An 11,465-nucleotide genomic window follows, 5' to 3' on the forward strand; every position below is an offset into this window, starting at 1 on the left:
CCGGGACAAAGCCTGCGCCGGCAACCGGCGACCAGGCCGCCGCTCCGGCTGCTGAAGCGCCCGCGACGGTCGCTCCAGCGACCGCGGCGCCGGCGGCGACCGCGCCAGCCGTGGTTGAAGCAAAACCCGATCCGGCGGCACCGGCCGCGCCCGCGGCGGCTGTGGCCGAACCTAAGATCGTCGTCGAGGCGGTCGAGATCGAAGGCAACAAGATCTTTGTCGCCGGTCTCGCCGATCCGGGCCGCAAGGTGCGCGCCTACGCCAACGACATTCTCCTCGGCGACGCACAGACCTCGTTGGACGGCCATTTCCTGGTCGAGGCGACCCGCGACATTCCGGTCGGCAATTACACCATTCATGTCGACGGCCTCGATGCCGATGGCGTGAAGGTGGTGGCTCGCGCCGCCGTGCCCTTCGAGCGCGAGCCGGGCGAGGCGGTCGCAGCTGTTGCCCCCGCCGAGACCAAGCCCGCCGAGGCCAAACCCGCCGCCCCTGCTCCGGCGGACACCGCATCGGCCACCGAGGCTCCGGCCGTCGTCGCGGCAGCCACGCCGCCAAGCGACGTGCCCGAAATCGTGTCGCCCAAGCTCGAACATGCCGACGGCGCGGTCATCATTCGTCGCAACGATACACTGTGGCGGATTTCACGGCGGGTCTATGGTCACGGCACGCGCTACTCCACCATATACCTCGCCAACCAGGACCAGATCAGGAATCCGAACCGCATCTGGCCGGGGCAGGTGTTCAAAGTCCCGGAAAAGTCGAAGGAAGGCGAAGCCGCCGACTTCAAGGCGATGGGTGAACAGGCGACCACCGCGACGAAGACGGAGTAGGGAGACCGGCAATTCCGGCGATCTACCCATCGGCCTAGCTTGCCCTGTCATCGGTCATCGTCTATCGCCGATGAACGATGACAGAGTGCTTCCCCATACCAGACCACGCCGTCTCGGCACCGTCCGGCCGCATGCCGGACAGTCGCGCTGTCGCGACCCGGTTCGCAGCGCTTTCGCATCCGGCCCGGATCGAGATACTGAAGCATCTGTCCACCAGCAATTCCTGCTGCTGCCGTGAGGTCGTCGATCATTTCGATCTGGCGCAATCGACCATCTCACAGCATCTGAAAATCTTGGTCGAGGCCGGCCTGGTCCGGTTCGAGCCCGACCGTCAACGATCGCGCTATGCGGTCGATCGCGCGGCACTTGCCGACGTATCGGCATCGCTGGGCGCACTCATCAATTCCTGCTGCTCCGGCCGCTGACCCTCTCACCCAAAAGGCAAGAAAAGTGGCCGAAAAAACCGTCTCCGCCGACACCTCGACACTCACGACATTGCGCAATCTCTGGCCCTATATGTGGCCGGCCGACCGCGCCGACCTCAGGGCACGGGTGACCTGGGCGACGCTGCTGCTGGTCGTGGCCAAGGTGACGCTGGTCGCCGGTCCCTATTTCTTCAAATGGGCAACCGATGCGCTGGCGGGCGGCTTCAAAACGCCCCCGCCGCTGCCGGCGTTCATGCTCGCCCCGGTGATGCTGGTCGTTGCCTATAATGTGCTGAGGCTCGTCCAACTCGGCTTCAACCAACTGCGCGATGCGCTGTTTGCCCGTGTCGGCCAGCATGCGGTGCGTCAGCTTGCCTTCCGTACCTTCGTGCATATGCATCAGCTGTCGCTGCGCTTCCACCTGGAGCGCCGCACCGGCGGCCTGTCGCGTATCATCGAGCGCGGCACCAAGGGCATCGAGACGATCGTGCGCTTCATCATGCTGAACACGGCGCCGACGATCCTCGAATTCGCGCTGACCGCCGGCATATTCGGCTTCACCTATGGTTGGAAATATGTGGCCGTGGTGGCGATCACCGTCTGCGTCTACGTCTGGTTCACCGTCAAGGCGAGCGACTGGCGCATCTCGATCCGCCGCGATATGAACGACAGCGACACCGACGCCAACACCAAGGCGATCGACTCGCTGCTCAATTTCGAGACGGTCAAATATTTCACCAATGAGCGCATGGAGGCCGAGCGCTTCGACCGCTCGATGGCTCGTTACGAGATCGCCGCCACCAAGACCTGGACCTCGCTCGGCTGGCTGAACTTTGGCCAGGGCTTCATCTTCGGCGTCGGCACGGTCGTCGTCATGTGCATGTCGGCGCTGGAGGTGCAGGCCGGCACCCAGAGCGTCGGCGATTTCGTTTTCATCAATGCCATGCTGGTGCAGCTTTCGGTGCCGCTCAACTTCATCGGCTTCATCTACCGCGAAATCCGGCAAGGGTTGACCGACATCGAGCACATGTTCGACCTGCTCGACGTGCCGCAGGAGATCGTCGACAAGCCCAACGCCAAGCCGCTGGCCGTCAGCGCCGGCAAGGTCGAGTTCCGCGACGTCCACTTTTCCTATGATCCGAACCGCAAGATCCTGAAAGGCGTCTCCTTCGAAGTGCCGGCCGGCAAGACGGTTGCCATTGTCGGGCCGTCGGGCGCGGGCAAGTCGACCATCTCGCGGCTGCTGTTCCGCTTCTATGACGTGCAGGGTGGCCAGGTGTTGATAGACGGCCAGGATATCAAGGACGTGACGCAGGACAGCCTGCGCGCGGTGCTCGGCATGGTGCCGCAGGACACGGTGCTGTTCAACGACACCATCGCCTATAACATCCGTTATGGCCGTGTCAGCGCCGGCGAGGAGGAGGTGCGCAAGGCCGCCGAACTCGCCCAGATCGGACCGTTCATCGAGAAGCTGCCCGACGGCTACAAGTCGATGGTCGGCGAGCGCGGGCTGAAGCTTTCCGGTGGCGAGAAGCAACGCGTGGCGATCGCCCGCACCATCCTGAAGGCGCCGCCGATCCTGATGCTCGACGAAGCCACTTCGGCGCTCGACAGCCACACCGAGCAGGAGATCCAGACCGCGCTCGACCTGGTCAGCAAGGGCCGCACCACCATCGTCATCGCCCACCGCCTGTCGACCGTGATTTCGGCCGACGAGATCATCGTGCTCAAGGATGGCCAGATCGCCGAGCGCGGCACCCATGTCGAGCTGATGCGAAAGCACGGCCTCTACGCCTCGATGTGGGACCGCCAGCGCGAGGCGACCGAAGCCGAGGAGCGGCTGCGCATTGCCCGCGAAAGCGACGAACTGGGTGTCGTCGTGCGCAGGCGCACGTCGGAGATGTCGTAGCTCACAAAAAGCCACTTGACCTCAACCTAAGTTGAGATTGTAGACCGTCGCCCGAGAGCCGAAAAACAGCATCCTCGAGGACGCAATCAAATGGATATCAGCTTTACGAATCAGAACGTTAATGGCGGCAGCGTGTTCAGGGTCGACAAGTTCGTCGTACCCGCCGATGCCCGCGACGAGATCCTCACAAAGGTGAAGACGACGCATGAGTTGCTGCGTCTGCAGCAAGGCTTCGTCCAGGACTTCCTGCTTGAGCAATTCTCCGGGCCGGGCGAGTTCAACCTCGTCACCATCGTCGAATGGGAAAGCCAGGCTGCCGTCGACAAGGTCGTGCCGATCGTCAAGGCGGCGCACGAGCGCATAGCCTTCAACCCGCAGGAGACGATCGCCCGGCTCGGAGTTCGGGCTGATATCGCCAACTATGAGCGCGTGCCTGGACTCTAACCAGGCCAACCCGCGCCAGGTGCCGGCGCTTCGATGCCGAGCACCTGGCCGGTGCGGGCGTCGCTTGTCATGTGCTCGAAGCCGCGCCACTGGGCGGCGGTGATGAACAGCGTTTTCCTGTCCGCACCGCCCAGCATGCAGGCAAAACAGCCGCGATCGGCGGCGACGGTCTGCAAGACGTCACCGCCTTCGCGCACCCGCACGCAGTACTTGTTGGGAACGTCGGCATACCAGGCCGCCCTCTCGGCATCGAGGCAGATGCCGTCAGGGTATCCATCGAGATCGGCCCAGATGTGTCGGTTGGACAAGGAGCCGTCGGAGGCAATGTCGAAAGCGGTCAGCCTGTTGGCATGGGATTCGGCAATGATCGGCGTCTTGTTGTCAGGGGTTACCGCCATGCCGTTGGCGAAGGCGATAGCGTCGGCCACTTGCCTGACCTTTCCATCCGGTGTGACCAAGACGATGGTGCCGGGGCCGAAATGCTGGCCCGCCGCCGGAGCCGGCCCGCCGCCATTGACATAGATATTGCCCCGCCCATCGACGACAATCTCGTTCCACGGGCTTTTCGACAGGCCGCGCAGATCCGCATGAGTGACGAGCGAGCCACCGGCTTCCTGCCGCAACAGCAGGCCCTCGCGGCCTGAGACAACCAGCAGACGACCATCAGGCAGCCAGTCGACGGAGTAGGGCAGGACAGCCGGAACCCTGAGCATGACGTCGCTGTTGCCGTGCGCATCGACGGCAATGATCTCGCCGGTGCCCCAGTTGCAGACCCACAGGCGTCCGTCATGCCAACGCGGCGATTCGCCAAAGGCGAGACCTTCCATGACAATATGCGCTTTGTTGCCGGATGATATTCGCATGATCAGGAGCCTCCGTTGCGCGCGTCATCAGCCCTGTGATGAGGTGCTTCTCACCAAGGACGGGCGAGAGGTGATTTGCCGACAGCGGGCTTAATGCTTTTCACTAATGAAGAACGCTCCATCGGCGTGATCGTTGGCGCCGCATGATGGCGGGTCCGAATTGCCGTCCCTGAGACAGGCGCATCTTGTCGTGTCGTCTATATCGGCAACCCGCAAGCCGGTCTCGACTTCCCGAAATACGGGGCGTCCGGCCATCCGGACACGGCCCGCCCTTGCCGGTTCATCCGCGCCGCCCATTGTCGCGTTGCGGGCAGGGGGTGTTTCCGCTATTGAGGCCGGACCTGAAACAGGGACCGCCCCATGAGCCTTGTCGACACGGTCAAGAACGCGTTCGTACCGATCCATCGCGAAGGTTATCCCTTCATCGCGGCCTTTGGCGCGGCGACGCTCTTCCTCGGCTATTTCTCCTCGATCCTGTTCTGGATCGGCCTGATCCTGACCGCCTGGTGCGTCTATTTCTTCCGCGACCCCGAGCGCGTCACGCCTGTCGACGACCGCCTGGTGGTGAGCCCCGCCGATGGCATCATCTCGGCGGTCGGGCCGGCCGTGCCACCGCGCGAGCTTGGCCTCGGCAATGTCGAGATGACCCGGATCTCCGTGTTCATGAATGTCTTTTCCTGCCACGTGAACCGCTCTCCGGTTCGCGGCCGCATCGCCAAGATCGAACATCGGCCCGGAAAGTTCCTCAATGCCGAACTGGACAAGGCGAGCACCGAAAACGAGCGCAACGGCCTTGTCATCGAGAGCCCCAACGGCATGGTGGCGGCAGTCCAGATCGCCGGCCTGGTGGCGCGCCGCATTGTCTGCTGGACCGAGGCCGGCGCTTCGATCGGCACCGGCGAGCGTTTCGGCCTGATCCGTTTCGGCTCGCGCGTCGACGTATTCCTGCCTTTGACCGCCACGCCGCGCGTTGCCGTTGGCCAGACGGCGGTCGGCGGCGAAACCGTGCTGGCCGAGTTCGGCGGCGTCGCCGGCACGCCCCTCGTGCGGATTTCCTGACGGTGGGCACGCAATATAAAAAATTCGAAGCCCATGCCAGCGGCGGTCCGCGCATCCGCGAGATCCCGATGCGCATGGTGCTACCCAACCTGGTCACCGTGCTTGCCATCTGCGCCGGCCTGTCCGGCATCCGCTTCGGCTTCGAAGGGCGTTTCGAGCCGGCGGTGGTGATGGTGCTGCTGGCTGCTTTCCTCGACGGCATAGACGGCCGCTTGGCGCGGATGCTGAAGGCGACCTCCAAATTCGGCGCGCAGATGGATTCGCTGGCCGACATCGTCAATTTCGGTGTCGCGCCAGCACTGGTGCTCTATGCCTTCCTGCTCGACCGTGCCGGCTCGCCGGGCTGGATAGCGGCACTGCTGTTTGCGATCGCCTGTGGGTTGCGGCTGGCGCGTTTCAACGTGCTCGACGACGAGAAGGCCGAGCGCCCGATATGGCAGACCGAATTTTTCGTCGGTGTGCCGGCGCCGGCGGGTGCCGTGCTGGTGATGCTGCCGCTCTACCTCTATTTCCTTCGCCTTGGGGTTGAGCCCAGCCGGCCGGCCGCCTTCGTCGCCACCGGCTTCACCATCCTGGTCGCCTTCCTGCTGGTCAGCCGGTTGCCGGTTTATTCCGGCAAGAACGTCAAGATCCCTGGCGACAGGGTGCTGCCGGTCATCCTCGCCGTTGTCCTATACGTCCTCCTGCTGATGACCTATCCGTGGTACACGCTGACGGCATCGGTCGCGGGCTACCTGATCTTCCTGCCGTTTTCCGTGCGCGCCTACTCCAAGCGCGCCAAGCTGGAAGGCGAGAAGGTGCCGCCTTCGGATATAGGTTAGGGCCGCAGGCCCCGGATCAGCAAATCGGTCCAGGCGGACGCGAAGCGTTCGTCGCTGACCTCGATCGAGCGCTCGGTCCAGATCGCTTCGAAGACGCGGAACATGGCGACGCTGCCGACGATGACGGCGGCGACCGCGTCGCTGTCATGGGGGCGCAGTTCGCCTTGGCGCTGGCGCTCCCGCAGCCATTCGGCGACTGCGTGGTAGGTGCTCTGCATGATCTCGCCACGCGCCGAGGCTTTCAATTCCGGGAAGTGCTCGAGATCGCGCCACAGAATTCTGAGCATGTCGCGATTCGCGCCAAGTTTTTCCAGCATACCCTCCACGATCCGCCGCGCCCCCTGATCGGCAGAAAGCACCTGTTCCCCAAGCTCGGCCCGTTCCTCCCGTGCCGTTCCAACAAACCGGTCGATAGCCGCGGCAAGCAGCGCTTCCTTCGAGGGAAAGTGCTTGTAGAGCGCACCCGAGCCACGCGACAGGCCGGCGGCCTCCTGAATTTCGGGAACGCTGGTCCGGTCATAGCCGCGCTCGGCGAACAGGCGGATGGCTTCGCGTAGAATGCGCTCGCGTCCTGCGGATGGCGGCTTCATGGCTATTCCTGTTCACCCGATCCTGGCGGCGGGGGTTAGCGCTCGACAATACCATCCCGGTGCGAAATCAGGGCTCGCTCACCGCGCGCTTCCACCCTGCTCGGAAAGCCATGCCTTCCATGTTCTTTCTCCCAGCCGCTCGCTGGTTTCAACCAGACCCAGGCCAAGGCTTATCTTTCGACTGACTGGCAACGGCAGAATAAGACGCCGCAGCCCGAGCGCATCGCGGTACTGTCTAGCGAATGTCGAGAACGGCATCACCTCGGGTCCGCCGATCTGCGGGCGGACGCCGCGTTCCCCATCGCTGACAGCCTGGGCCAGATAGCTGGCGACGTCGCGCGTATCGACGGGATTTGATGGCGAGGTCGGCAGCGGCCAGACCGGCAGCCATCGCAGCCCGGCCAGCATCTGCGCCAGAAGGTAAAAGAATGGCGTCGCACGGATGACCGACCATGAAAGTGGCGACGTCCGCACAAGCTGCTCGCCGGCCAGCTTCACGCGGCTATAGGGCAGGGTGCTGAAGTCGAGGCCGACGATCGACACGAAAATGAAATGCGAGACATCGGCGCGCTGCGATGCGGCAAACAGCCGCCGCGTGCCCTCGACGTCGACATCGGATGGACTGGAGAAGAAATCGATCGGCCGCATACCGCGCCTGGCGATCGGCGACAGCGTCGCCGCATGGATGATCGTATCGATGCCGCCAAGGGCTTCATCGATGCCTTCGCCCGTTGCGAGATCGCCGAGCGCCCATTCCACGGAGCGGTCCAGCCCAGCTTTCCTGGCCAGCAACCTGACGGCGTGCCCGGACGCGGTCAGTGCCGGCACGAGATCGCGTCCGAGATGTCCGGTGCCGCCGGTGACGAGGATTTTTGCCATTCAGGATCTCCTTGCCGTGCAAAGGAGGTGTCATGTCGCGCTGGCTGGAAATATGCATGCTCAGCGTCTCTCTCCGTCGTGAGTGAATACTCTCTCACCTGCGATTTGTCCATCTGAATCGCTGCGGCACGACGGCGCAATCCTGGGTCGGGCGATCTCGAAAGGAGTGGTTTATTCAGCGATTGTATCAAACACTGAACGGCTCTAAGCCGCCACGCCAAGCCCCAGCCGGTCGATCGCCAGCTTCCTGGTCGATACATAATCGGTCTTGCCCGAACCGAGCACCGGAATTTCTTCGACCTTGACGATGTCGTTTGGCACCATCAGTTCGGCCGCTCCGGCCTTTTTGCCGAACTGTCGCAGCTCCTCGGCGCTTGCCTCGTCTGCGGTGGTGACCAGCACGATGCGCTCGCCGCGCCTCTTGTCCGGCACCGCTACCGCCGCATGGCGTTCTTCCGGCCAAAGCGACTGCACCAGCATCTCGACCGCGCCCAGCGACACCATCTCGCCGGCGATCTTGGCGAAGCGCTTGGCGCGGCCGCGAATGGTGATGAAGCCTTCGCGGTCGACGGCGACGATGTCGCCGGTGTCGTGCCAGCCGGTCAGCGGCTGTAGCTCGCCGGGTCGGTCCGCGGTCATGTAGCCCATCATCATGTTCGGCCCGTCGAGCCACAACTGGCCGGCATCACCGATGCCTTCGACCGGCTCCAGCTTCATGCGCATGGCCGGCAGCAGCCGCCCGACCGTGCCGTCGCGGCCGTGGATCGCGGTGTTGACGGCAACCACGGGCGCCGCCTCGGTCAGCCCGAAACCTTCGATGATCTCGGCCTGGAAGCGTTCGCGATAGACGCGGCGGGTATCCTGCTTCACCGCCTCGGCGCCGGCGACAACGAAGCGCAGGCTGGAAAAATCTCCGTCCTTGGCGGTGCGGGCATAGTTGGCGAGGAACGTATCGGTGCCGAACATGATGGTCGGTTTCACCTTGCGCGCAATCTCGGGGATGATCTTGTAGTGGAGAGGCGAGGGATAGAGGAACAGCTTCACCCCTGTGACCAGCGGCAGGATGGTGCCGCCCGTCAGGCCGAACGAATGGAACACCGGCAGCACGTTGAGCAGGATGTCCGCCGGCGAGATGGTGATGCGCGCCTCGGCCTGCATGGCATTGGCGAAAAGGTTCTTCTGCGACAGGACGACCGCCTTCGGCGTGCCTTCCGAACCCGAGGTGAACAGGATCACGCCCGGCTTGACCGCATCCTGTCGCTGCAGCGGCAGGCGCCACAGCAAGGCGGCTGCAAGCTTGTCCAGCGCGGTGACGCTCTGGCGTACGTCTTCCAGCCACAGCAGCCTGGCGCCGCCCTTTTCGACCGCGGCGACGATATCGGCGAGATCGGCCTTCTCGACGAAAGCACGCGAAGAAACAACGGTGCGGATGACGGCCGTGCGCACCGCTGCGGTGACGCTTGCCGGCCCGGCCGTGTAATTGATCATCGCCGCCACCCGGCTCGCCGAGAGAAGGCCGACGAACGACAGCACGACACCGTTGGCATTGGGCAGCATCAGTCCAACAGCCTCTCCCGACGCCGTCACAGCCTCGAACCGCCTGCCCAGCACGCGGGCGCCGATGAACATCTTGCGGTAGCTAAGGGCCCCCGAGATGACATCTTCGATGATGGTGTGCGAGGCGCCGACACGGTCAGCGGCATCGCGCATGGCCAGGAACAGGCCTCGGTCGAGGTCGGTGCCGAAAAGCCGGGCTTCGGCAACCCGGTCGAACAGCGCATTGGTGTTCGAGGCCTGGTCCGGATTGCGCGCCACCAGTTCGGTGATCGTCATCGGCTCCAGAACACTGATCGACAGCCGTGGGAACCAGTGACGGGGTGCCTTGTCCTTAGGCGTCAGCGAGACCGGCAGGTTGCGTGCGCCAGCGACGAAGATCGGCACGATGCGGGCGTCGGCCTGCATGGCGATGCGGGTGACGGCGCGAAACAGCCGAAATGTCTTGACGTCGGGCTCGACCGCGTCCGGCAGATAGACGGCCAGCCGGCCCTTGCCCTTCAGCACGCGTACCAGCCGGCGGCTGACGAAGACATGTTCGGCGTTGAAGGCAATGGTGCGGCCGAGTTCGCGCCATGGCTCGAGCCAGGGCGAGCGCGCCGACACCTCGTCAAGTATGTGCAGCGTGTCGTCGGGCAGCAGCGACAGCATCAGCGCCGGCTCGAAGCGCGACTGGTGCGAGATGACATAGATGACCGGCACCTGCGCCCTGCGGGCGAGCCTGACGCGATTGTCGCTGATCCGGTAGGCGAGCTTGAACGGCACGTAGAGCAGCGCCTGGGTGAAGCGCAGGCCGAGGCGGAATTTCTCCATCACGCCGATCAGCAGCCAGGCCACAACCAGACCCGCAAGCAGCGCCAGTGTCAGGACCATGCCGCGTCTCTCCCAACGATTTTGTCATTGCGGCTCTTGTACGGCCGCTTCGGGAGCAGAGCCTAGCGGAAGTCGGGGCAAGGTCAATGCGGAAGGGGCGCCCTCACGCCGCCTTCAGCCGTCCGCTGATGAAGCGGAACTCCTGCGTCTTGCCGCCATAGCCGTAGGCGGCTGCCGGAACCTCGTGCACGAAAGCATAGCTTTCCTGGTGCACGCCGCCCAGCAGGCGGCCAAAGGCGTCGAAGATCGCCTTGAGATACGCTTCCAGTTCGAGCTTGGTGTTGGTGCCGTCGACCACCTTGATGTCGAGCCAGAACGTGTTGGTGCCGTGCTCGGCGAGCGACTTGCCGCCGGCGAACCAGTGCTGCGGATCGAGATAGGACACGGCCACCGCGGTGATCGTCGGATCCTTGCGCAGATGCGCGGCGGTGATTTCGGTTATTTCCCTGGCGATCTCGGCGGACAGGGTGGCGTCTGGCTTGCCGGTGACGCTGACATTGACGATGGGCATTTTTCTTCTCCTGGATTGACCGGCGTCGGTCGCCGTTGAAGAGACCGTGCCATCATTCTAGAATCAAAAAAATCGAATTGTTTTCAACTCATAATTCGATAATATCGAATTATGGAAACGCTTGATCCAGACCTGCTCAGAACCTTCCTTGCGTTCGTCGACAGCGGCTCGCTGGCGCGGGCGGCGGCCAGTGTCGGCCGCTCGCCGTCCGCGGTAACGGCCCAGATGCAGCGTCTGGAAGAGATTGTCGGCGAGCCGCTTCTGGCGCCGCAGGGCAGAGGTCGCGGTCTGACCCCGGCAGGCGAGGACCTCGTCGGCCATGCCAGGCGCATTCTTGCTGTGCATCGCGAGGCGTGGCTGGCGCTGAAAGGCGCACGCGCTGCCGGGCGCGTCGCTATCGGCACGACACAGGATTTCGCCGATAGCGGCCTGCCGGACCTGCTGCGTGCCTTCGCCTCCAGCCATCCGCGCGTCAGGATTGAACTGCGTGTCGGCCGCTCCGCCGAACTGGCGCAGGCGCTGCAGGCCGGCAGCCTCGATCTGGCGATCGTCATGCGCCAGACGGCGGCACCGGACGAGGTCGGGGTCCTGCGTGAGCCGGTGATATGGCTGTGTTCGAGCAAGGGGCTGGCCTCGCGGCAGGAAGAATTGCCGCTGGCGCTGCTTGATCCCTATTGCGGGTTTCGCGAGGCGGCACTCGCCGC

General features: G+C 64.0%; 12 protein-coding genes. 7 read left to right on the forward strand and 5 right to left on the reverse strand.

The genetic code is table 11. The features are described 5' to 3' along the window. The 4 genes from O7A61_RS28130 to O7A61_RS28145 all read left to right on the forward strand — a co-directional run. Window positions 1-833 (forward strand): LysM peptidoglycan-binding domain-containing protein (locus O7A61_RS28130; protein ID WP_337132547.1); only part of this gene is annotated, 833 nt, incomplete at its 5' end. Between the two features lie 131 nt (window positions 834-964). After that, entirely contained in the window at window positions 965-1,258 is a 294-nt protein-coding gene (locus tag O7A61_RS28135) for an ArsR/SmtB family transcription factor (protein WP_337132548.1), read from the forward strand. A 25-nt stretch (window positions 1,259-1,283) separates the two neighbouring features. Further along, on the forward strand, window positions 1,284-3,167 hold the full coding sequence (locus tag O7A61_RS28140; protein ID WP_337132549.1) for an ABCB family ABC transporter ATP-binding protein/permease: 1,884 nt from the start codon (window positions 1,284-1,286) through the stop codon (window positions 3,165-3,167). A gap of 90 nt (window positions 3,168-3,257) precedes the next feature. Continuing rightward, window positions 3,258-3,611: an antibiotic biosynthesis monooxygenase gene (locus tag O7A61_RS28145; RefSeq protein ID WP_337132551.1), complete on the forward strand. Its 354-nt coding sequence runs from the start codon at window positions 3,258-3,260 to the stop codon at window positions 3,609-3,611. Here the strand turns inward: O7A61_RS28145 and O7A61_RS28150 are convergent. Next, entirely contained in the window at window positions 3,608-4,474 is an 867-nt protein-coding gene (locus O7A61_RS28150) for an SMP-30/gluconolactonase/LRE family protein (RefSeq protein WP_337132552.1), read from the reverse strand. The two genes, O7A61_RS28145 and O7A61_RS28150, sit on opposite strands and share 4 nt — an antisense overlap. Before the next feature lie 360 nt (window positions 4,475-4,834). Between O7A61_RS28150 and O7A61_RS28155 the strand changes: the two genes are divergently transcribed. Together O7A61_RS28155 and O7A61_RS28160 are read left to right on the forward strand one after the other, a co-directional pair. Then, window positions 4,835-5,533 carry a phosphatidylserine decarboxylase gene (locus tag O7A61_RS28155; RefSeq protein WP_337132553.1) on the forward strand — a complete coding sequence of 233 codons (699 nt, stop codon included), beginning with the start codon at window positions 4,835-4,837 and terminating at the stop codon, window positions 5,531-5,533. A gap of 2 nt (window positions 5,534-5,535) precedes the next feature. Continuing rightward, on the forward strand, window positions 5,536-6,354 hold the full coding sequence (locus O7A61_RS28160; protein ID WP_337132554.1) for a CDP-alcohol phosphatidyltransferase family protein: 819 nt from the start codon (window positions 5,536-5,538) through the stop codon (window positions 6,352-6,354). Here O7A61_RS28160 and O7A61_RS28165 read toward each other — a convergent pair. From O7A61_RS28165 to O7A61_RS28180, 4 genes are all read right to left on the reverse strand, one after another. Then, window positions 6,351-6,944 carry a TetR/AcrR family transcriptional regulator gene (locus O7A61_RS28165; protein WP_337132555.1) on the reverse strand — a complete coding sequence of 198 codons (594 nt, stop codon included), beginning with the start codon at window positions 6,942-6,944 and terminating at the stop codon, window positions 6,351-6,353. The genes O7A61_RS28160 and O7A61_RS28165 overlap by 4 nt on opposite strands. A 78-nt stretch (window positions 6,945-7,022) precedes the next feature. Then, window positions 7,023-7,823 (reverse strand): SDR family oxidoreductase, encoded by an 801-nt coding sequence (locus O7A61_RS28170; protein WP_337132556.1) that lies wholly within the window; start codon window positions 7,821-7,823, stop codon window positions 7,023-7,025. 204 nt (window positions 7,824-8,027) lie between these two features. Next, a complete protein-coding gene (locus O7A61_RS28175; protein WP_337132557.1) occupies window positions 8,028-10,250 on the reverse strand; it encodes an AMP-binding protein in 2,223 nt (740 codons plus the stop codon). A 103-nt stretch (window positions 10,251-10,353) separates the two neighbouring features. Beyond that, the gene (locus tag O7A61_RS28180; RefSeq protein ID WP_337132558.1) at window positions 10,354-10,761 is read right to left on the reverse strand and encodes a tautomerase family protein; all 408 of its coding nucleotides are present in this window, start codon (window positions 10,759-10,761) and stop codon (window positions 10,354-10,356) included. Between the two features lie 111 nt (window positions 10,762-10,872). Here O7A61_RS28180 and O7A61_RS28185 point away from each other — a divergent pair. After that, window positions 10,873-11,465: LysR substrate-binding domain-containing protein (locus O7A61_RS28185; protein WP_337132559.1), on the forward strand; the 593-nt coding region annotated here is incomplete at its 3' end.

Origin of the sequence: Mesorhizobium sp. Cs1321R2N1 (assembly GCF_037179725.1) — a bacterium.
Lineage (GTDB): Bacteria > Pseudomonadota > Alphaproteobacteria > Rhizobiales > Rhizobiaceae > Mesorhizobium > Mesorhizobium salmacidum.

Excerpts from the sequence above, each read along its gene's own strand:
- O7A61_RS28135 (WP_337132548.1), top strand. The coding sequence starts at position 965 with ATGCCGGACAGTCGCGCTGTCGCGACCCGGTTCGCAGCGCTTTCGCAT.
- O7A61_RS28145 (WP_337132551.1), top strand. The coding sequence starts at position 3,258 with ATGGATATCAGCTTTACGAATCAGAACGTTAATGGCGGCAGCGTGTTC.
- O7A61_RS28150 (WP_337132552.1), bottom strand. The coding sequence starts at position 4,474 with ATGCGAATATCATCCGGCAACAAAGCGCATATTGTCATGGAAGGTCTC.
- O7A61_RS28155 (WP_337132553.1), top strand. The coding sequence starts at position 4,835 with ATGAGCCTTGTCGACACGGTCAAGAACGCGTTCGTACCGATCCATCGC.
- O7A61_RS28165 (WP_337132555.1), bottom strand. The coding sequence starts at position 6,944 with ATGAAGCCGCCATCCGCAGGACGCGAGCGCATTCTACGCGAAGCCATC.
- O7A61_RS28170 (WP_337132556.1), bottom strand. The coding sequence starts at position 7,823 with ATGGCAAAAATCCTCGTCACCGGCGGCACCGGACATCTCGGACGCGAT.
- O7A61_RS28175 (WP_337132557.1), bottom strand. The coding sequence starts at position 10,250 with ATGGTCCTGACACTGGCGCTGCTTGCGGGTCTGGTTGTGGCCTGGCTG.
- O7A61_RS28180 (WP_337132558.1), bottom strand. The coding sequence starts at position 10,761 with ATGCCCATCGTCAATGTCAGCGTCACCGGCAAGCCAGACGCCACCCTG.